This is a genomic window from Dyadobacter sp. AC419, assembly GCF_979253085.1.
The window spans coordinates 210,816-232,115 of sequence record NZ_CEEDCD010000003.1 but is presented as its reverse complement, the minus strand read 5'-3'; the positions used below and the strand labels follow the sequence as shown (position 1 = coordinate 232,115).

At 47.0% G+C, this 21,300-nt stretch carries 19 protein-coding genes; 7 read left to right on the top strand and 12 right to left on the bottom strand.

Annotated features, from left to right (window positions below; genetic code table 11):
• Positions 1–71 precede the first annotated feature (71 nt).
• On the bottom strand, positions 72–893 hold the full coding sequence (locus tag AC0IYG_RS01490) for an alpha/beta fold hydrolase (protein WP_471709253.1): 822 nt from the start codon (positions 891–893) through the stop codon (positions 72–74).
• A gap of 148 nt (positions 894–1,041) precedes the next feature.
• Between AC0IYG_RS01490 and AC0IYG_RS01485 the strand changes: the two genes are divergently transcribed.
• Entirely contained in the window at positions 1,042–2,172 is a 1,131-nt protein-coding gene (locus AC0IYG_RS01485) for an acyltransferase family protein (RefSeq protein ID WP_471709252.1), read from the top strand.
• A gap of 35 nt (positions 2,173–2,207) precedes the next feature.
• Here the strand turns inward: AC0IYG_RS01485 and AC0IYG_RS01480 are convergent, their stop codons facing one another.
• The 6 genes from AC0IYG_RS01480 to AC0IYG_RS01455 all read right to left on the bottom strand — a co-directional run bounded on the left by AC0IYG_RS01480 (position 2,208) and on the right by AC0IYG_RS01455 (position 10,478).
• Positions 2,208–3,968 (bottom strand): thiamine pyrophosphate-requiring protein, encoded by a 1,761-nt coding sequence (locus AC0IYG_RS01480; protein WP_471709251.1) that lies wholly within the window; start codon positions 3,966–3,968, stop codon positions 2,208–2,210.
• A 171-nt stretch (positions 3,969–4,139) separates the two neighbouring features.
• The gene (locus tag AC0IYG_RS01475; protein WP_471709250.1) at positions 4,140–5,837 is read right to left on the bottom strand and encodes a phytoene desaturase family protein; all 1,698 of its coding nucleotides are present in this window, start codon (positions 5,835–5,837) and stop codon (positions 4,140–4,142) included.
• A 92-nt stretch (positions 5,838–5,929) separates the two neighbouring features.
• Positions 5,930–7,921 carry a T9SS type A sorting domain-containing protein gene (locus AC0IYG_RS01470; protein WP_471709249.1) on the bottom strand — a complete coding sequence of 664 codons (1,992 nt, stop codon included), beginning with the start codon at positions 7,919–7,921 and terminating at the stop codon, positions 5,930–5,932.
• A complete protein-coding gene (locus AC0IYG_RS01465; RefSeq protein ID WP_471709248.1) occupies positions 7,863–9,332 on the bottom strand; it encodes a M12 family metallo-peptidase in 1,470 nt (489 codons plus the stop codon). The genes AC0IYG_RS01470 and AC0IYG_RS01465 overlap by 59 nt, the downstream gene beginning before the upstream one ends.
• Positions 9,333–9,463: 131 nt before the next feature.
• The gene (locus tag AC0IYG_RS01460) at positions 9,464–10,165 is read right to left on the bottom strand and encodes a chemotaxis protein CheB (protein ID WP_471709320.1); all 702 of its coding nucleotides are present in this window, start codon (positions 10,163–10,165) and stop codon (positions 9,464–9,466) included.
• Positions 10,089–10,478, bottom strand: coding sequence for a chemotaxis protein CheB (locus tag AC0IYG_RS01455; RefSeq protein ID WP_471709247.1), 390 nt, complete (start codon positions 10,476–10,478; stop codon positions 10,089–10,091). Before AC0IYG_RS01455 ends, AC0IYG_RS01460 begins: the two co-directional genes overlap by 77 nt.
• Positions 10,479–10,640: 162 nt before the next feature.
• Between AC0IYG_RS01455 and AC0IYG_RS01450 the strand changes: the two genes are divergently transcribed.
• The 5 genes from AC0IYG_RS01450 to AC0IYG_RS01430 all read left to right on the top strand — a co-directional run bounded on the left by AC0IYG_RS01450 (position 10,641) and on the right by AC0IYG_RS01430 (position 12,685).
• Positions 10,641–11,228 carry a chemotaxis protein CheB gene (locus tag AC0IYG_RS01450; RefSeq protein ID WP_471709246.1) on the top strand — a complete coding sequence of 196 codons (588 nt, stop codon included), beginning with the start codon at positions 10,641–10,643 and terminating at the stop codon, positions 11,226–11,228.
• A gap of 22 nt (positions 11,229–11,250) precedes the next feature.
• Entirely contained in the window at positions 11,251–11,592 is a 342-nt protein-coding gene (locus AC0IYG_RS01445; RefSeq protein ID WP_471709245.1) for a hypothetical protein, read from the top strand.
• 190 nt (positions 11,593–11,782) lie between these two features.
• Positions 11,783–12,217, top strand: coding sequence for an antitoxin Xre-like helix-turn-helix domain-containing protein (locus tag AC0IYG_RS01440; protein ID WP_471709244.1), 435 nt, complete (start codon positions 11,783–11,785; stop codon positions 12,215–12,217).
• Positions 12,217–12,480, top strand: a complete 264-nt coding sequence (locus AC0IYG_RS01435; protein ID WP_471709243.1) for an RES family NAD+ phosphorylase — start codon at positions 12,217–12,219, stop codon at positions 12,478–12,480. The genes AC0IYG_RS01440 and AC0IYG_RS01435 overlap by 1 nt, the downstream gene beginning before the upstream one ends.
• Positions 12,470–12,685 carry an RES family NAD+ phosphorylase gene (locus tag AC0IYG_RS01430; RefSeq protein WP_471709319.1) on the top strand — a complete coding sequence of 72 codons (216 nt, stop codon included), beginning with the start codon at positions 12,470–12,472 and terminating at the stop codon, positions 12,683–12,685. The genes AC0IYG_RS01435 and AC0IYG_RS01430 overlap by 11 nt, the downstream gene beginning before the upstream one ends.
• 67 nt (positions 12,686–12,752) lie before the next feature.
• Here the strand turns inward: AC0IYG_RS01430 and AC0IYG_RS01425 are convergent, their stop codons facing one another.
• The 3 genes from AC0IYG_RS01425 to AC0IYG_RS01415 all read right to left on the bottom strand — a co-directional run bounded on the left by AC0IYG_RS01425 (position 12,753) and on the right by AC0IYG_RS01415 (position 13,824).
• Positions 12,753–13,046 (bottom strand): rhodanese-like domain-containing protein, encoded by a 294-nt coding sequence (locus AC0IYG_RS01425; RefSeq protein ID WP_471709242.1) that lies wholly within the window; start codon positions 13,044–13,046, stop codon positions 12,753–12,755.
• On the bottom strand, positions 13,033–13,254 hold the full coding sequence (locus tag AC0IYG_RS01420; RefSeq protein WP_471709241.1) for a hypothetical protein: 222 nt from the start codon (positions 13,252–13,254) through the stop codon (positions 13,033–13,035). The genes AC0IYG_RS01425 and AC0IYG_RS01420 overlap by 14 nt, the downstream gene beginning before the upstream one ends.
• Before the next feature lie 180 nt (positions 13,255–13,434).
• Positions 13,435–13,824: a VOC family protein gene (locus tag AC0IYG_RS01415; protein ID WP_471709240.1), complete on the bottom strand. Its 390-nt coding sequence runs from the start codon at positions 13,822–13,824 to the stop codon at positions 13,435–13,437.
• 141 nt (positions 13,825–13,965) lie between these two features.
• On the opposite strand from AC0IYG_RS01415, the gene AC0IYG_RS01410 reads away from it, so the two are divergent.
• On the top strand, positions 13,966–14,685 hold the full coding sequence (locus AC0IYG_RS01410; RefSeq protein WP_471709239.1) for a hypothetical protein: 720 nt from the start codon (positions 13,966–13,968) through the stop codon (positions 14,683–14,685).
• Between the two features lie 533 nt (positions 14,686–15,218).
• On the opposite strand, the gene AC0IYG_RS01405 is transcribed toward AC0IYG_RS01410, so the two are convergent.
• Both AC0IYG_RS01405 and AC0IYG_RS01400 read right to left on the bottom strand, forming a co-directional pair.
• Positions 15,219–16,448 (bottom strand): amidohydrolase family protein, encoded by a 1,230-nt coding sequence (locus AC0IYG_RS01405; RefSeq protein WP_471709238.1) that lies wholly within the window; start codon positions 16,446–16,448, stop codon positions 15,219–15,221.
• Positions 16,449–16,613: 165 nt separating this feature from the next.
• Entirely contained in the window at positions 16,614–20,621 is a 4,008-nt protein-coding gene (locus AC0IYG_RS01400) for a two-component regulator propeller domain-containing protein (RefSeq protein ID WP_471709237.1), read from the bottom strand.
• Between the last annotated feature and the right edge of the window lie 679 nt (positions 20,622–21,300).

The window sequence follows — 21,300 nt, the reverse complement described above, 5'->3', positions numbered from 1 at the left end:
ATAAAATGCCGGACGGAAATCTTCCGCCCGGCATTTCATTTATCACGTCTGGCAAGAAGGCGAATTGCTAATTATCCCTGGATGAAAGCCAGAATATCCTTATTGATCGTCTCTGCTTCCGTCGTTGGCATTCCGTGTGGAAAACCTGGATATGTGATCAGTTTGCCGTTTTTCAAAAGTTCAGCGGCTTTTACGGCTGTGATTTGATAAGGCACAATCTGGTCGTCTTCACCGTGTAGCACCAAAACCGGCACATCAACACTTTCAAGATCTTCGGTAAAATCAGTTTCAGAAAACGCTTTAATGCACTCGTAATGTGCAAGAATGCTTCCCGTCATGCCCTGGCGCCACCAATTGTCGCGAATGCCCTGCTTTGGAACAGAACCTTCGCGGTTATAACCGTAAAAAGCCTCTGAAAAATCTTTGAAATATTGCGGTCTTTGCGTGGCCGTCATCTCACGGATTTCATCAAAAACACTTATCGGCACACCGTCCGGATTGTTTTCTGTTTTTACCATAATCGGCGTTACAGCACTCACCAGCACCGCTTTTGCCACTCTTCCGTTTCCATGTTTGTTTACATAGCGTATCACTTCGCCGCCACCTGTAGAGTGGCCCACGTGAATGGCATCTTTCAGGTCCAGATGCGCAGTAAGCTCAGCGACATCGGCAGCGTAAGTTTCCATTTCGTGACCTTCAAAAGTCTGCGAAGAACGTCCATGTCCACGACGGTCGTGGGCGATAACGCGGAAGCCTTTTTGAAGGAAAAACATCATTTGATTATCCCAATCGTCGCTGGAAAGCGGCCATCCGTGGTGAAATACGATAGGTTGTCCGGTGCCAAAGTCTTTGTAAAACATTGTGGCGCCATCTCTTAGCTGCAAAGTGCTCATGATATTGTTTTTTGAGAGTGAAAAATGACGCGACAATAACGTAACATTCGGGTCACTTTTCAAGCAACAAGCATGAATCTTGTGTTAATTTGATTTATTAGAATGCCGCGCAATCGTATATTGCCCGCTTTCCGGCCAATGTAATTGAATGAACAATACGCAACTCGGCACAAAGCCGCATTATCAGATTTTAGATGGACTTCGTGGCGTTGCCGCAATCATCGTAGTATGCTTTCACCTGACCGAACCGCTCGCCAGCAGCCGCCTCACCAATGTTGTAAATCACGGTTATCTGGCAGTCGATTTTTTCTTCCTTTTATCAGGATTTGTCATCGGCTATGCATACGACGACCGCTGGGATAAATTAACCGTCGGCACTTTTCTACGGCGCCGGTTCGAGCGGCTGCACCCGCTGGTTATTCTGGGCATGACGCTTGGTGCCATCGGTTTTTATTTCACCGATTCGCCCATATGGCCGCTCATTCACACAGTTCCGCTGTGGAAGCTCATCGTTGTAATGCTTATAGGCTGGACGATTTTGCCCGTTCCGCTTTCGATGGATATCCGTGGCTGGTTTGAAATGCATCCGCTCAACAGTGTGGGTTGGTCGTTGTTTTTCGAGTATATCGCCAATATTTTGTACGCACTGGGGTTGAGAAAATTATCCAATAAGGCATTGGGTGTTTTTGTATTATTGGCTGGTGCCGCGCTGGTGCATTTAGCCATTACCAGCCCAAACGGAGACGTTACGGGCGGCTGGACACTGAATTTTGAACACATGCGGATTGGCATAACACGCACCATCTTTCCATTTTTTGCAGGTTTGCTTTTGTCACGCATAACCCGGCCGGTTTATATTAAAAATGCTTTCCTATGGTGCAGTCTTCTGGTTGCGGCGGTGCTGATTATGCCAAGAGTCGGCGGTGAAAACCAACTCTGGATGAATGGATTATATGAAGCCTTTTGCATCACAATTGTCTTTCCACTCATTGTGTATATAGGTGCCAGTGGTGTCGCACGTGGTGAAACCGAGGAGAAAATCTGCAAATTTCTCGGTGACATTTCCTATCCTTTATACATGACGCATTATGTGCTTGTCTATTTTTACGTGGCGTGGGTTAGCCATCACAAAGGCATCACATTAGACCAGGCCTGGCCGTACGCATTGCTCACATTTTCAGGCGCAATGTTACTGGCTTATGCAAGTTTGAAACTCTACGATGAACCGGTAAGGGCCTGGCTGCGTAAGAAATGGCAACACAAAACCCTTACCAATTAAAGCCGGAAGTACATTCCATTTAAAATGTGGTTGCCCTACGCCATAATCTCTTTAATCGTCTGCCTGATCAAATTCGCCTGCTCTGGATCGCCTTTCAGCAATGCTTTGCCAAACATCGATAATGTTTTGAAGTCGAGGTGAGCGGGTGTAATGGGAACATTCGGATCACAAAGCACATCGAGCACTGCCGGGCGGTCCGCATTGAGCACTTCGTGCAGTGCGCCTTCGATCTGTTCGGGCGATTCGACCCTTATTCCTTTTAAACCAAGCAATGTTGCAAACTGGCCAAAAGGCACATCGGGAATGTCCTGCGATGCTTCAAACTTGGGTTCGCCCGCCATCATGCGCTGTTCCCAGGTGACCATGTTCAGGTCGCGGTTGTTGAGCACGATCACAATGAGGCGTGGATCTTTCCATTCTTTCCAATATTTCGAAATGGTGATGAGCTCATTCATGCACAACATTTGCATGGCTCCGTCGCCGACGATGGCAATGGGAACGTGTTCGGGATAAGCGAATTTCGCCGAAATGGCATAGGGGATGGCTGGACACATTGTAGCCAGGTTGCCCGAAAGCGAAGCCATCATTCCCTCCCTGATCTTCAAATTTCTGGCAAACCAGAATGCCGAAGTCCCTGAATCGGCACTGATAATGCAGTTATCGGGCAGTAAAGGCGATAATGTTTGCAGAACGCGCTGCGGGTTAATGGGGTCGGCAGAGAGCATGGCGCGGTCGGCAATGGTCTGTTCCCATTCACGCATGCCCTGTTCGATCTGTTCGCGCCAGCTGCGGTCTGTTTTGTGGTTTAAAAGTGGGATCAATGCTTGTAATGCGCTTTTTGAATCGCCTAATAAATTTACTTCCATCGGATAGCGGATGCTCAGCATGCGGCCGTCGATGTCAATCTGCACACCTCTGGCTTGTCCGGGCTGGGGTAAATATTCGGTATAGGGAAACTTGCTGCCGATCATGAGTAGCGTATCACAGGAATCCATCATATCCCAGCTCGGCTTGGTCCCTAGCAACCCGATCGAACCCGTTACGTAAGGCAGGTCGTCGGGCAAAACCGCTTTGCCAAGCAACGCTTTCGCAACACCCGCGCCCAGGATTTCGGCCACCTGTTTCACTTCCTCCGCTGCTCCGAATGCGCCTGCGCCAACGAGAATGGCGACCTTATTTCCCGCATTCAAAACTTCCGCCGCATGCGCAAGCATTTCCGGTGCGGGCACCACGCTCGCCGAAGGATAACCCGTGCCGGTGAACACATTGCCATGTTCGCGTGGCGGCTCCTCCACGGCTTTTTCTTCCTGAAGATCATTGGGCACAATCACCGCCGTAACCGTCCTTTCGGCCTTGGCAATGCGGAAAGCCCGGTCGATCACCTGCCGCACTTGCGCGGGTGCGGTGACCATTTGCACATATTCGGAGGCAACATCCTTGTAAAGCGAAACAAGATCCACTTCCTGCTGATAATTGGTGCCGAGAGAAGTGCGTTTTTGCTGGCCTATAATCGCTACAACTGGCTGATGATCAAGCTTGGCATCATAAAGTCCATTGAGCAAATGGATAGCGCCCGGACCGGAGGTTGCCAGACAAACACCCGGCTCGCCCGTAAACTTCGCATGCGCGCAAGCCATGAATGCGGCCATTTCCTCATGGCGGCTTTGGATAAACCGGATGCCGCCATTTCTGTTCAATGCACCCAGAATGCCATTAATGCCGTCGCCGGGATAACCAAATATCCTTTTTACATTCCATTCGCCCAGCCGGTTAACAATAAAGTCGCTCACATTCATAATATCAGAGATTTAAGTGATGAAATGAAGCACGCCCCGATTTGAGGACGTGCTTCATTTTTCGAGAGCGACGATGTAATAAGAATTGTACCAAATCGGCTAAATGCCGCTCCTATGCTGGAATAAATGATGGATGTGGAAAATTCGCTCAGGCAGGTTAGCGAAGGGAGACTACAATGCCAGCTTGTCGACGGAGCCTACTTTTATCTTTCTTCTTGTTTTCATTTTTGTTTTGATCCACTCAGGATATTGAGTTGTGTCCTCGGCTGCATATACGTGCAGTTGCTGGGACGGATCTGGTTTGAGGAGCTCTGCCTGGGAAGTGCCCAAGATCCGGGCGGCAGTTTGGACACCCGAATAACTTGCTCCGGCGACTCCATTGGCCAAAATGCTGGCCCCGCAGAGATAAAGATTTTCGATTTCACTTTGGGATTTGAAAGCAAAAGCGCCTATCTGCCAGAAACTTTTCTCAGTGCCATATACGCAGCCATCTGTCGAACCAATGTAATGCTTGTTGGTCAGCGGCGTGCCCATTTGTTTCTGAACAATGCTGTTGCTGATTCCTGGCAAAACCTTTTCCAGACTTTTGATCATTTTGTTGCTCAACTGTTCCTTGAAATCCAGATAAGCCTGCGAATGCGCTTCGGATTCGTCTTCAAACCGGCTAAATGACTCAGGATTGATCAGGGTGATCACTTCGAGGGTGTGATGAACGCCGTCGAAACTCGTCGGGTCTTTTAATGTGCTCGAACTGACGAAAAGCGCCGGAAATTCTGCTCCTAATGCAATGTCAGTCTCCGGATTTTGCTCCAAATTATTCTCGCCCGCGGCATCCGGCATTAGCCAGACATTCCCCGAATCCAGACCCGCTTTGCGCAGGTCCATATCTACCGTTAAAAACAGGATCAGCGAGGTGCAGGAGTATTTTGTTTTTTTTAATTGGCTCAAAAGTGGCTTGCTAAGGTGTTTTTCGCCTATCAGATGCGTGTAAGTTGTGCCCGGATCTGCATTTGAAATTACCCTTTTTGCATAAATGCATGTGCCATTTTCAAGCTCAACGCCGACTGCGCGCTTTACTTTTTCTTCCTGGATCAAAATGCGTTTCACCTTTTGTCCGGTCCTGCATTGGCCGCCGTGTTTTTTGATCAAATTGGCCATCGCCTTTACAATCGCCGCGCCGCCGCCCATCGGATAAAATCCGCCTTTTGCATAATGTGCCATTACGGCAGCATGGTAAGGAAAGCTGGCTTTTTCGGGTGGAAGGCCGTGGTTACCCCACTGAATATTTAGTATTTTTTTGAGTAAAGGATCTTTGATATGCCAGTCAATAACACGTTTTACGCTGAACAGGCCGTATTTTCCTAAATGCCTCGTTCGCCACGGGATGGTTACATGATCCCAGAAGCCATTCATTTCCGAAATCACATCCAGCTGTTTGCTTACATTCTGCACCGCAGTCAGGTATTTTTCAAGCCCTTCTTTTTCTTTGGGAAATTGTTTGGAAAGAACTTTAAAAACCGCGTCGAAATGGGCAGGAATATCAATGCGATTTTCACCAATCCAGCAATGTTCGTAAGCCTCAGGATTCATTTCGAAGAACGTGAGATCATTCGCAATTCCCAAACCTTCGTACAACATTCGCGTGGACTGACCCTCGCCCAATTGACCTATATAATGAACTCCTGGCGAGAAACGCTGGCCGCCCGTGTGAAAGCTATGGCACCAGCCGCCAAGTACATTATGCTGCTCCAGAATAAGCACCGATTGTCCTGCACGCACCAAGCATATTCCCGCCGAAAGGGCACCCATACCCGACCCGATAATGATATTATCAAATTCATACATTAACTCCTGAGGATCAGACGACACAATATTTCGCTCGGTTGGGGAAAAAGGCTTGGATAAGGTCAATGATAAAAATATTGTTCCTTATCATTTTCCGCTGCTGCAAAGATGTCGTATTAATTTTTAACTATTTTCCAGGATCGCTTTTGACCATTCTGAACCGTCCAGAGGATATATGTTCCAGCACTCAATTTACGGATGTCCCATTCGGTGATTGCAGCCGTTGATTTCAGCGATGCAACCTGCTTGCCACGGATATCCGAAATGAAATAATGGGATGCTTTTGCGCCTTGCTGGTCGTAATGCACCAGAATGCGGTCGGCAGTTGGATTTGGGTAAATGTTGATGACCGGCAATGTTGGCTCAGCGATTGCGGTGGTCACATCTGCCGTGATCTTTACCGTGTTCCGGATCGTGCCGTTTGAACAATATTTGTCCGAAAGTTTGCTGATATTAAGTTCAAAATCAGCAGCTTGCGCCAGCACAAACGGTGATGTGTAAGTGGCCGTTTCTGACGTTGCCTGAACATTATTCCAAAGCGTAAATGACCATGGACTCTGACCTGTCAAGATCACAGTAACCGTTGCCGTGTCCTTTCCAGGGATCAGCAAGGTTTTATTAGCCTCAATAGTCGCTGTCGGGAGCTCGTGGATATTGAGCTGACGAATGCTTGGCGTCAATATTTCCGGGTTACTGCTCTTTAATTGCAGGGTCAGGCCTGTTCCCGCGAGGCCGTCAGGAATCTTAATCTTAAATTGGCTTCCCTGCAAGTTTAACCCGGTTACAGTTACTGTTTCACCTGATTTTTTGGTAAAAATTGCTGAAAAAGGCTGTTGCAAATTCATGTTGCCGCTTGTACTCACAACTGCCGTAATCGTGTCGCCGGCGCAGTAATCCGGCTTATTGATCGATGTCAGATCAAACTCTGCAATGTTCACGCGAATGAGTCCGTATTCGCCTGTAAGCCAGATATTGTCATCGTCTTCAGGCACGAGATCATAGGCAATATTTTCAAGGCCAATGTTGGCGACTTCCTTCCATTTATCATTATCAAACCGGTAGATTGACTGTCCTGTGCCTTTCGTCAGCATATAAAATTTACCTTTTGGCGAAGTGGCAATGGACTGGACATCACCCAAAAAACCATAGTCTGAGCCAGTGAATAAAGACCATTTCCAATCTTTCCAAATCGATACGCGGTAACTGCTGACAGAAGGGTCGTATTGTCTGATCAGTAACTGCCCCTCTTCGTTCACCGCGATCTGATCCAGATAATAGAGCAGCTCAGGATAGATCACATTATTGAATCTTTGCAGCTCTTTTCCAGAAACCACATCCAGGGCGATCACATCACCTCCGCCATTATTATTCGATTGGAACACCCAAATCTTATCGCCGGAGACAATGACCTGCTGGTAATTCCAATTACTTTCCGGCATGCTTATCGTAGTGAGAGTTCCCTGAGATTCGCGGTAAATTCCAGCGCGGTTCCAGTACAAGCCGTGGGTAGGACTGCAACCCTCAATATCACCTGTAAAAAAGATTTTTTTGACCAAAGCATTTGCATCCGGAGCGCCAGAAGGCAGGGTGACCCGACGGATCATGCCATTACTTGCCTGACTGATCACATTAATTTGCCCATTATCATCCGTAACCAGCGGTTTGGCCATGTATGTGTTGCCGATGAGTCCGGCCGTGTTGTCCCGGTTGTATATCTGAAATTTGAAATTGTCTTTGTCCAGCCGCACAAAGCCGTAAACAGGCGATTCGAGCCAGACTGATTTTTCAGTTACAGCGATTTTGGGACGGTTTACATTGAAGACGTTGGCATCGACGCTTGATATAAAAGTCAGGTTGCCCGCAGGCGCGCGCGAGCCGGTTTTAATCTGAAAGGAATGATCGGCGATTTTTCTTTTTGGAAAATACTGCTCTTCCAGGTTCCATTCCTCCACTCTTACAAACAAAGTCGTGTTCGCAGGCAGGCCCGAAACCACATCCGTTACGCCGGAAGGGGATTCAAACTCTTTTTGGTATAATGGGTTTGAAAAATCACTTTTTTGGAAAATGGAATGGCCGACTTTGAATAAAAGTAGTCGTGTGGTAAACAAAAGGAAAACCCGTCGGCAAAGCATCATAATTTCCCACAACGGGAATCAAAAACTGCGCACCGAGCTTCGGATTGACAGAAAAATATTCAGTTTCAGTCCAAGGCCCTTTTACATCATCTTTCACTGCACGGACCCGATAGTAAAACAGTCCTGCGTATTCGCTCTTGAATGCAGCGCTGGTTGCCGAAGTGCTGATCATTGGCAATGCATAACGAAAATAGGGGTCAAGCTGGGTGGTTAACTGAACTTCGTATCCAGTTGCACCCGCAACAGCCTGATAGGAAAGCATAACGGGACTTCCGATCTCAAAAATAGATTTCGTTTCAGGGAAAGCCATCAAAACCGGCCTGCCTAACGCTGGTGCGGCAGCTTGCAATGTAACCGGCGCGGACCAGGCGGAAGTCCCAAATGTGTTCACCGACCGGGCTTTGATATAAATGGAACCGCCAGGTTGTATATCCGTGAGCGAAACGCCATTGAATGCAGTTGTAACCGTGCGTGCGTCTGAAAAGTCAGCGCGGGTGGCAATCATAACTTCGTAACTAAGCGCCTCCGGAATGACTGTCCATGTATAGAAGTCGCGGGGTGTAAAGTTGTGGTTTCCGCTAAGCTTGGGGACGGCCGGTGCATTTTCGATCTTTTTCAAAAAGCTTTCTGCATGATCCTTCATCAGTGCCTGACACAGTGGATGGAATGTCTGCTCAGCCAGGCAATAACTCATAATGGTGCCCTGGACTTTGGAAAGGCTGCCCTGCGCACCGTCGTAACAGCTCCCTTCAATGCCCGCGCAGAAATCAATCGGGCCATCCGGCCATACGCAGCTGTGCGTATGCGGAGAGCCGAAATTGTGGCCGATTTCGTGCATAATGGTAAATGGTATGCCAAGTGTCGAAACATTAAACTGGCCGCCCAAATACGCAACGCCGCCCGGACCGTTCAGCGGCTTTGTATACAAATACATGCGCTTATCAGTTTCAAAAGTTGGTGCCGGCAAGCCCGCAAGTATGTCAAGCAGGCTGAATGTATTGTCGGTTTTCTCAAAAGGGTCCGTAGCGGCATCTTTCCAAAAGCGAATGCCTGCCACCACGACACGCGTGTTGATATCCCGCTCGTACACTTCTGAAACCTTGGCTATATCCTCGAATACTTTGCGCGCGATCAGATTGGTGTCACCATCGAATTGCTTGTAAGTCTGGTTATCGATCTCAATGCCCATGCGACAAATGCGCATTTCACCGGCACTCGTCCGTGCTTGCTGACTTTTCAGAATCAAAGGAAGACGGGCCATTCGGTCGCGTATTTCCTGCGGAAGGTTATCGTCGCTTGTGCCGCAAGCGGGCGGCTGTTGTTGCGCGGATGCGCGGCTCAGCAAAAAGAGCAGAAGCGTGGTAAAGTAAAAAAGACGCATCATGTAAGAGAGGAGTATGTAATGTTATTCAAAGTAATGCGCATACATTTTTATAATGGGCCGATTACCCTGTTTTTTTAAAAGCTTCTTTTCACTTAAAAATTACAACTCACACGCAGATGCATGCAATGCCATTAATCAACCGCTATCTCGTTAAATTCAAGGTAATGATTGAGGAAATTATGGAGCTCGCCCGCTTGTTTTTTGAGAATCCTGATTTTAATAGAATGGCTCATTGTGGGTTCGCCGGTTACACTTTGTAACACAGCCGCTTCTTTTTCCACGATCATGACCGCTTCTTCCAGACTGCGCAGGGCGGCCCAAAGTTTTTGTTCTGTTGTTTCGCTGGAAGCTTCGAGCAAGGATGCCGACGTATAAGCGTGGCCGGTGTGACATCGGTAACGCACGATTTTTCCTTCTGCAATAAAATTCAGTGCGCCGCCGCAATCGGGGCAGGTTAATGAAGAAGGCTCGCCAATTTCTGCTGTGTCTTGGCCAAATGAGTTTTTCAGCGCAGCAATGTCGACCTCCATTTTTAAAAGTCTTATTTCTTGTTCATCAATGCTATTTTCAGCAGTTCCCTCTGAACCCGTCAATTCCAAAAGTAACGGCCCGATTTCTGCTAACGGACACACGCGGTCAGCGTCAACATATTCGAGCACGCTTCTTGGCATAGTCGGATACAAAGCCCTTTCCGGATCTTGTACAACCGTAATTCCACCCATTCGTTTTAATGACCACATTCCCGAGCAGCCGTCATCAAAAAGCCCTGTAAGGATGACGCCAAGTGCGCCCGGACCGTAACAGTAAGCAGCCGAACGGAACAATGCGTCGATTGAAGGGCGGAGTCGATTTTCTTTCGGGCCTCTTTTTACCAGAATGTGCCCGTCTTCCGAAAAGCATATGGTGGTCTGGTGGCGCCAGATAAATGGTGCCGTTGTTAATTGGCATGCCGTCTTCTGCCTGGATTACCGGCAATTGGCCGGCCTGTTCTAAAACGTGTGGTAAATAAATGTCTGTGCTGGATGTGAGGTGTTGCACGATAAACACAGGAGTCTCAAAATTGGAAGGAAGTGCAGCAACAAGCTGCCTGAGCGCAAGGACCCCACCTGCGGAGGAGCCGATAACTATGACCTGAATGTTTGCCATTTTCGCAAAATTTGAATTGAAAAGTCTGGGTTGGTATTAATATTATACCAAGTTCATTTCCAAAGGCAGGCCAATTCGAAGGCGAAACTCCTTTTATTTCAGGCAAGAGATTTATATGTTATCTTGTCTGAAAGTGCCAAACCTTCACAAAAAATCGATGTCATGATGGGCCGCAACAAATTGTTTATCGTAGCCATAGGCTTTTCAGCTGGTGGAAGAGAAGATCTGCATAATTTCTTTTCCCATCTTCCGAAAGTGCCCAATGCGGCTTTCATTATACTACAACATTTGAATCGCGACCATCCGAGTGTGGCAGACGTGTTGCTGGCATCAAGCACAAATATGCCTATTCGGTGGGCAGTAGATCAGGATCTAGTCGAGGCAAATCACATTTATTTGCTGGCGCCCAATAAGTTTATGACGATCGTGAAAGGGCATTTGCAGACAACCAACCGGGATCCGGGTGACCGGAGCAATTGGGCGGTAGACGTTTTCTTTAATTCGCTGGCTCATAATTCCGCCGAAAAAGCTGTCGGCATCATCCTCTCGGGCCTGGGCTCCGATGGTGCCAAAGGAGCTGTGCGCATACACGAACATGGCGGCATTGTGTTGGTGCAAGATCCGGGAACTGCATTGTTTGACAGCATGCCTGCGTCTGCAATCGCAAAGGACAGTCCAGACGAAATACTTTCACCGCGCAAGCTGGCCTACGCCCTGACAGAGTATCTGCAGATTAGGCAGCTTGTTTGATACATAAAAAAATCATTAGCATTTGATATTCAACCGAGAAACGGGCTCGGGTGGCATAGAATTTTACAGCGGCGGCCGAAAATTCTATGGTATGAATTATGCAGAAATCATAGCGTTACATTCTCGCGAGCGGGAAGAGCTAATCAAACAACAGGCATTAAGTCGGAGAGATATCGCTGCCCGCCACAATTCCGAATTGAATCTGATAAATAAAAGTCGCAAAGGGGCAGTTGAAAAGGCAGCCCTGCTGATCCGGCATTCCAAAGAGCTGATTGAACATGCAAAGCTGTTCATTGTCAGAAGAGCCGAAATGGATGAGCGACATGCAACCGAATTAAAATCAGCGATCCGGTATATTCCTTAAAATGCATTCGACCAAAGATCAATGCAGAAAGGCTGGCAGGTGATGGCGTTAAAGTTCGGCGTTTTTGTTAAATGAAAGCGAGTTGCAAGTATGGTCCAACCGGAGTTTGATCACTTATGTGCTGAAAGTGAAAAATTTCAGTTATAAAATCGAAAAATTTCTTAAATTCGTTTAAGTAAATACACTAGCAATGAAAACTACGATCAATCAGCCACATCATACTTTAAAGTCAAGATTTACGAACCTTGACACGGCAAGTAACTTTGCTATCGTTCTTTCAGCGCGAAAAGGACTTGCTCCCAAAGTATTTTATGATTTTGCTGAAGCCATCAAGATGCCGGAAAGGAATTTGGCTGCCTTGATTAATCTTTCTGCGAGGACTATCAGTAACTATAAGGATTCACAAAAAAAACTTGACCCCCTGTATGGTGAGCATTTGCTGAAACTGATCGCATTGTTTGAAAAAGGCGAACAGATTTTTGGCAATGTCGACGAGTTCAATTATTGGCTTCTTAAACCGTTCTGGAATTCAACTGAGAAACCAGCAGACTGGCTTGGCACTGGGGGAGGTGTAGATTTTCTGGCCGAAGAATTAGACAAACTTGCACAAGGATATCCGGTATAATGCTTATATACAGAATTGTCCATAAGATGTATAGCCAAACGCTGTTCGCATCTGGAATGCAAGGAAGATGGAATAGTGCGGGCAATAAGGTATTGTATGCTGCGGAGTCAATTCCACTGGCATTTCTGGAGAATATGGTCAGAAGGCAGGGAGTTGGCTTTAATGATGATTTTCAGATTATGTTTATCTCTGTCCCAGATCCAGTATCAGTTCAGGAAGTCAGCTTATCTGAATTAAGCCCCACATGGAGAGATCCCAACTGATTACTCAGCCTGCCTACCCATCGGGGACAAATGGTATTTTGATGGCAAATCAATTGCGCTGAGAGTCCCGTCCGCAGTTATGCCCGAAGCATTTAACTATGTGATCAACACAATGCATCCTGAATATAAGAACGTAGCATTGGTTGCGACAACAAATTTGGTGCCTGATCCCAGGATCGATGACATCTTAAAAAGATATCAGTAGCGCAGCAGTCGCAGGGCAATACACTTACCTAGAATGTCATTTAACTCAACTTAACGAGGTAATGCGACTAAACGATTGCTTTTTTGTCATCCCGACCATATTCCACTGGATAACCGCGTTGTGCCCATACCAGGATTCCTTCATCAAGAATAGCCGTGTGCTTATAACCGAAACGCCTGAGTGTATTTACCACTTTCATAGATGCAGCATGAGGGCAAGCGCAGTAAACAACAATCAAAGTACTGTCATTGGGGATGTCCTTTATGAATTTATCCGGTTCTTCATAATACGGCACCGGAACGGATCCTGGAATATGCGTCTGATGCCATGCTGCCTTCGAACGAGCGTCAAGAATAATCATCCGGGATTTCTCTTTTAATGCTTTCTCGACCTGACTTGGAATAATACTTACGGGCGCTGTCTAACTTTTGGACTACCAATGTTGCTCCGCTGATGCCAAATCCTGCACCAACAAACTGCTTGTTTTCTACATCTTTTTTCTGGTTTGGAGTGCAGGATAAAACAGATCCAAAAACAAGGATGATTGCGAGTTGAACGATAACTTTCATTTGAAGATTGGATCGCATTAGTTAAAGACAATAACTTGCCCGTGAGGTGCTTAGCGAAACAATATATCAATCCTTCCTGTCAATATTATACCGTTGAATAAATAAGGCTGGATTGGCCTCAGTTACGATTCGCGGTAAACAAATTTGTCAAAAAGAATTGCATGGCCATGCTCTGTTCATTTAGATTTTTTTCTGTATTTGCCAATAGTGTCCGAAAGGGTCCTTAAACATTCCTTGTCGATACCCATAATCATGATCTGTTGCAGGATTAATTTCTGTTGCTCCCGCCTGAATGGCTTTATTCATTACTTCGTCTACATTAGGAACAAACAATCCGATAATCGTTGTCACTCCTTTGGCACTTATAGGTTCAAGCGCGTCACGCATTGTTTCGTGCACATGAAAAATTGCCCCGTTAATTTCTAATTCAGCTACGTGAATGCTTTCATCATCGTTACGAAGGCAAAAATTTTCAGTTGCTCCGAATTTCTTATAGAAATCAATTTCAGTTGTCCCATTGGGAATATGCAGTTCCGGAGCAAAATGAGTTAGGTGATCTGTCATGGTCATAATTTTTTATAAATGTCAACATTAGTTTGGACATCAGCGGCGATGGAATAAAGTATGCCGAATACTCATATAAGTAAAAGTACTCTGAATATCAGCAATTTAATGTTCTACATTTCATATCTAAACTAAACTATGTTTGATATGAAAGGTTTTCTAACGTGCCTGGTAATCGTTGCCGCACTATCCCTGTTTGCGTCTTGCAAATCTACCGCCATTTTGTCTGCAAATTTTGAAAGTGACGCTGTTGGCGGCCTGCCGGTCAAAAACCTTCCGGGCAATCCGGTTGGCGATTCAGTAAATTATGATCCCGTTCTGCAACCCCGGATCAAAATTGTGGCGTCAGGTAGTGAAAAGGCGCTCAGTTTTACACAAGTAAATACCCCGGATTTAACCGCTCACAACCAATTCATAAGCTTTAAAGGCATTCCTACCGGTTTTGCCAAACCTATGTGGTTTTATTTTACCGCCACCCATTCCGGATCAGGGGACGATCTGCTGATTGATTTGACAGACGGTTTTGGGGCCCTTATTGCACGTTTTTATCTTTCAGCTAATGGTACGCTAAGCGTAGTGCAGGATTTGGGTCGCGATGGCCGGCGCGAGCTGGGAAATATTCCCATGAATGAGTCTCATTTCTTTATTGTTTACCTTGATATGAGCGGGTCTGGCAAATATAATCTGAGCGTTCTCAAAAAAAGCGGCAATATTTTGATTAAGAACTTACCGCTACTTTTTGAACCGCTTACTTATAGAAATCCTGCCAATCCGATGATAAGCATGCGGTACCTTGATGGAAGTTCGCCCGATCGAAAATATGTAATAGAATCTGTCTCGATCGCCAGAAAAGAACCGAAAAAGTAGTGTCTGCTTTACTGTTCCGAAAGAGTTGGCCGGTTTAATGCACAGCCGGATTCATTCAAACCGTTGCTTTTCTGTACTTAGCACTTTTTTGGTTCCTTTTTCCTGCTCACCAAATGCTCACCAAAACACTGCGAAAACCTGTATTTTTGGTGTTTTTTTACAAACAAAAATGCCTGTAAATCATTGATTTACAGGCATTTTGATGCTTTTTAGTGTTGAACTAAGTGGTCACGTAGGGCTTCGAACCTACGCTATAACCTGTTGATTTTCAATGCCTAAATGTAGCTCAAAAGGGCTGCTCACCGACTGCTCACCTGATTTTGGGATTGGTGCAAACGATAGGTAAAGATAAAATTTAAGTAGCTCGTTGACAAGATTTTGCCTCAAAAATCAAGTGAAAAGATTCGAGGTTCGGGTCGTTTTTAGATACTGAAAACACACTATCTTCTGGAAAAATGGTCTCGTTTCAATTGACAATTTGTTTAATTTTTCTCAATACTGCTAGAAATGTTAAGCCAAGGTTTACCTACCGCTCATGCCGAAATGTGAAAGATGCGCTCCGCATTACCATGGGCCACTTTCATACGTTCGTCGTCAGTTAGTGGTGCGGATTCAATGAAATTAACAGCCGGAGCGGTTGGTTGAAAAGGATAATCAATTGCCCACATAATGGAATCAATACCAAGCTTATCTATGCAGAAACGCAGTGCCAGGGGATCTTCCACGCCGCTTGTCGTGATTGAGAAATTGCGTTTGAAATATTCGCTCGGTTTGAGTTGGTTACCCCGACCCGCGCGCGCTCCCGGCGCAGCCATGAAGTCGAGCCGCCAAAGCCAGAAGGGCAAGGCCTCACCCATATGGCCTAGTACAATTTGCAGTTTCGGAAAGCGGTCCAATACTCCGCTCAGCATTAACCGCAGTGCATGCGTGCCAGCTTCAATGCCATAACCCCAAACGGCGCCTTCCAGCCGGTAATCCTGAAAAGGTGCGGCCATACCGTCAGACGGGGCCCGTGGGTGAATGTAGAGCGGTGCGCCCAGAGCTTCGGCTGCTTCCAGGATCGGCCAAAACCTTTGTTCATCCAGATATCCATTCCCCGTGTGCGAATTGACCAAAAAGCCGTTCAGTTTGAGCGTATTGTTAGCTCTTTCCATTTCTTTCGCAGCCTGCTGCGGGTTTTGAGGAGCAAAGCATGCAAGTCCGGCGAAACGCTTCGGGTGCCTGCGGATTGCTTCACTTAACTGGTCATTGGAAAGTCGGGCCAGGGCAACTGCCTGGTCTGTTTCAAAAAGCTGTACACCAGGTAAGCTCAGCGAAAGCAGGTGCATATCCACGCCATTGGCATCCATATTGGCTATCCGGCCAGAACCCAGATCCAATAAGTTGGGGAGGAGTAGACGTGCACCGGCATCTCTGTTTGACACGGGCGGCGGGGCTTTTGATGGGTCTGGTACAGCGGCTGGGCTGTCAAAAACCGTTTTTAACAATTTGATATCCAAATTGGAACCGCCCTTTCGCACCATGTCTCGCACGGCAGTCGCTACTTCGGGTATCATGAAAGCTTCCTCCGTCGCAATTTTCCTTACGCGCTTTTTAGTGGATAATGGCGTATTGTTGTTCGGTTGGGCCTGTGCAGTCACAGTTTTGCTAGGCCAGGCAGCAACGCCCGCCAATGCGGATAGCTGAGTTAATGCAGTCCGGCGGTTGACCGGCTTGCTTTCCTTGTCAGGTTCATTAAATGGATTGATGATTCGAGCGGCCATAGCATTTTCGATTTGCTTGCATGTGAAAAATGTTTCAATGCTCAAACCTATTCAATGCCGGTGATATCCGTTAGACGAAACCAGCCGCGGTGCAGTAACAATCGACCATGGTCAAAATTTGTAGGGAAATGGGAATATTTTGCAGGTCAGTAGTATGGAGGAGGCCTACTTTGTCACTGAATTAGCCGCATGCATTCGGGTATATTCTGACGGAGTCTGGCCGAATTGGTCACGAAAGCATTTTGTGAAATAATTTGGATTGGTAAAGCCTACCATAAATGCAATTTCGCTCACATTGCCGTGTTGCTGGCTTAGCAGATCAGCAGCTCGTTTCAACCGGAACGTCCGGATCAATTCATTGGCTGATTGTCCAAGCAAGGCCCTTAATTTTCGGTGCAGGTGGGTTTGGCTCACGCCGATTTCCTGACAAAAAACACTCACGTCGAAATCCGTATTGGCCAGGTTTTTTTCAAGTAATGCAAAAACGTTTAGCAGAAACTTTTCGTCTGTTGACGTAACGGTTACCTCCGAAGGTTGTACCACGAGTTGCCTGCGAAACCGTTCGCGCAATTGTCTGCGGCCTTCCATTAAGTTCTTAACCCGCGTAAGTAGCTCCTGACGGTCAAATGGTTTGGTTAAATAGTCATCAGCACCGGTTTCCAGGCCAGCCAATTTGCTTTCAATGCCAGTTTTGGCCGTAAGCAAAACCACGGGGATATGGCTCGTCCGCTCATCCGTCTTGAGGCGACGGCATAGTTCAATTCCATCCATTCCCGGCATCATGATGTCGCTGATGATCAGATCAGGCAAGTGGGTTAGAGCCAGATGCCAGCCATCATGACCATTGTCAGCTGCCATTGTTCGGTAGATCGGGGTAAAGCAATCCACCAGGAAATTTCGCAAATCGACATTGTCTTCGATAATGAGCATTTGGGCTTTTTGTCCAACACCGTCAGGGATATTATTCTGGACAGCCGGACTAGTCGGCATTGGAAGCTCCGGTGCCGCCGGGCTAATTTCTTGTTGTTGCTCAACAATGCAAAATGGCAACCTAAGCGTAAAAACGGTGCCTTTCCCCGAGGTACTTTCCACATTGACTACCCCTTTATGAAGTTCCACCAATTCCTTCACCAGTGCTAGCCCAATCCCCGCACCTTCATAGCCACGGGTAACGGAGCTATCAGCCTGAAAGAAACGATCAAAAATGTTTGGTAGTTGATGAGCAGGTATACCAATGCCCGTATCCTGCACAACAACCCGCAGACAGGGCGTGTCATTCTGAAGCTCTTCCATAAAAGCTGAAAATTGCACCTGACCACCGGGTGGCGTAAACTTGGCTGCGTTGGTCAGCAGATTTGAAAGAATGCGAACTAAACTGTCCGGATCTGCATTCACCCAAACAGGCTGCATCGGCAATGTGTAGCGAAAAACCAATTGGCGCGACTCGAATAAAGCGACAAATGATCCGACGAGTTCTTTCAGGAAGGAACTTAGGTTAATAGGTTGCAAGGTCAGTGTTAATTTGCCCGCTTCCAGTTTAGAAAGGTCAAGCAGCTGGTTAATCATATCAAGCAACTGTCCGGCCTGGCGATCAATCAGTTGATAATCTGCTTCCTGCGGGTTTCTTGATTCGGCTTTTAGTTTGTCAATTGTTCCTTTTATCAATGCCAGCGGCGTGCGAAGCTCATGGGATAGGTTGGCAAAAAAATCTGATTTAAGTTTATCAACTTCCTGCAATTTTTCGGCGGTAAGCCGTTCAAACTTTAATTCGTTGCGAAGCCGTTCCCGGTTGATCAAATGCTGCCGGGCCAGCCAGATCAGCAGTAGGATCGACATGGCGTATAACGCATACGCCCAACCCATCTTCCACCATGGCGGATGAATGATCACACGAAGCGAGGTACCCGTCTCATTCCAGACACCGTCATTGTTCGAAGCCTTCACGCGGAAAGTGTACGACCCCGGCCTCAGGTCAGTATAGCGGGCAAAGCGACGGTCACCAGAATAGATCCAGTCCTTGTCTAGTCCCACTAACTGGAAAGCATACTGGTTCTTTTCCGCGACGTTGTAATTGAGGGCCACGAATTCAAATGAAAGAAAGTTTTTATCATAGGTCAGTTCCAGCGCGCCTAACGGAATAGACTGCCTTTTTTCCTGAACGGTCAGACCGGTCAAATGCACGGGTGGAATGACTGTATTTTGCTGAATTTGCGCAGCGTCGAAGCCAACCGCGCCATTGATCGTGCCAAATAGCAACCGACCTTGCCTGCTATGCACGCTGCCCAGATTGCACTCATTGTCGGGCAGACCGTCACGCACATCAAAATTCCGAAACCGGTGAGAAACAGGATTGAACCGGCTGATGCCATGCCCCGTTCCCAGCCAAAGGTTCCCAAGATTGTCCGGCGCAATGCTGACCACCTGGTTAGAAGGCATTCCATCCTTCGTTGTAAAATAAGAAAACCGCCCCGTTTGCGGATCAAAGCGATTCAGTCCACCATGATTGGTGCCCACCCACAGAATGCCTTTTTCATCCTCATAAAGTGCGCGCACCCAATTGTCGGTAAGCTTGCCTGGCGAATGGGCGCGGCCTGCTTGATAGTAAGTAAAGCTTCCCGTGGCCGGGTTAAGCCGATTAAGTCCCTGGGCTGTGGCAATCCAAATGTCTCCCGTTCGGCTGACCAGCAAATCCAGAATCAGAAAGTGACTTAACGTACGATTTGGCGTCAGGGTAGCTTCGCTTTCGGGTTTTAAAACATCACACGTGAAATATTGGCATTCGCCAGTGACTGGGTCTAAGCGACCGATTGCTCCTTTCAATCCGACCGACCCGCCAATCCAAATTTTGCCGTTACGATCTTCATCAATGCTCATGGTAGGAACCTTCGTAGGATATCGGGTAAAAGTGCCGCTTGCCCGGTCCAACCGATGCAATGCCTCCTTGGTGCTGACCCATATCTGCCCTGCATGATCTTCAAAAAGAGTCGAAACACCTTCACTGGTTAATGATTTCGGATCGTCCGGATCCGCTGAAATGTGTTCCAGTTTTAAATTAGCTGAGTCCCAGCGGTAAAGTCCCTTTTGAAGGCTCCCCAGCCAGATTGTTCCCGTACGATCTTCCAGCACTGCCTGAAAACTATATTCCGGCAGCCGGATCGGAGCCTGCGGCAAATTTACAGGATAGGTCTGAAATGCTTTGGGATGTGCCTGGAGCTGATTGATTCCATTGTCGGTGCCGACCCAAACCGTGCCAGTTCTGTCGCGAAAAATAGCACGCACATCATTGCTGCTCAGACCACCGGGCCTGGCGGGATCAGATTGATATGTTACCAGCGCATTCGTTTTAGTATCAATTTTTTGTAGGCCTTTGGGTGAAGAGATCCAGATTAATCCGGTGTCATCCCCAAAAATGCCACTTTCATAAATGGTTTGGTATAAAAGGCCTTTCGGATTATAGGCAGCTGGCGTCAGCGTATCGCCGGTAATTTTTGTTCTAAATAACCCGTTACCTTCCGTTCCAATCCACAATTCGCCCGATTTGTCCAATAGGAATGCATAAGGGCTCACAGGTTTATCAGCCTGATACGGCAATGCAAATTGTCTTCCACTGGCTGCTCTCCGCCAAACATCCGGACTATGTGTAAGTCTAGGCAATTGAATGACAATGGGAGTAAAAATGCCTGTTTGCTGATTGAAGCGAAAGAGTTGCCCACGTGACTTCACCTCGATCAAAAGGTCTCCCCGGGCATCCTGTCCGATAATGTGGTTTACCCGCTCCATCGGAAACTGACTGAATTTTTTTGTAGCCGTATCAAATCGCAGCAGGCCCAGCGGAGTGCCTAGCCATAAAAAGCCATTCCGGTCTTCGAAGAGATTAAAGTGAACATTCCAATAATAAGAAAGCCCAGGAAGCTGATTATAAGCAGTTACTTTGCCAGTACGCTTGTCAACCTGGTGCAAACCGCCACCCATTGTTGCAACCCAGATCCGTCCCTTTCGGTCTTCGTGAACATCGGTGACAATGGTGTGTTGCAAACTGCTGTTACCGGCCTTTGGATCAAATTGAAAAGACGTAAACTGATAACCATCAAACTTATTAAGGCCATCAGCAGTGCCAAACCACAAAAACCCCTCCCTATCCTGGCAGATTGCGCTGATAAAATTGTTTGACAACCCTCCTCGAGTAGTTAATTGCTCAAAGCGAACGGGGTATTGCTGGGCTATATTCCTGCCTGAGGACAATAGCACTACTAAGCATATACGCACCAACATTTTCATGGTAGCTATATTTTATTGCTGCTAACAACCCGCAACTGGGGACAGCTTCCACAGTCACTTGCATTCTCTTAACAAGGTAGCGATATTTCGGAATTGTAAGTGAGAGCTTTTGAAGTTCAATTTAGTCCACCGCCTTCGTTTGACTTTGCTATCTAGATGTGGTGAGCGTCGTAACTTACATCGAAAAGCCTGTAAATTATCCGGAAGCTGCCCTCGAAGATTTATTCAGTATCCGAGAAAAGATTCGCGTCCAGCGTACACTCCCTGACAGAGCCACAAAGGGTCAACCCTTCTTTAGTTCAATTCACATTTTCAAACAAAGACAAACAAACTCAAACATTTTCGGGAACCACGGTGGTTTTTCCACAGCCAGCTATCGCCGGTACGTCGCAAAAAGCGACTCCCCGGCGGCTGGCCATGGGAAAACCCCTGGACCCCTGCTATTCGCCTTGCGGCTCATAGCTTAATTCGAAATATTTTGACGAAACAAAAGAAATAGCAGACAATGCGCTGACGAATCAATCGTTGCGGTGATATATATCAATATGGGATCACATGCATATTTTACCGAACG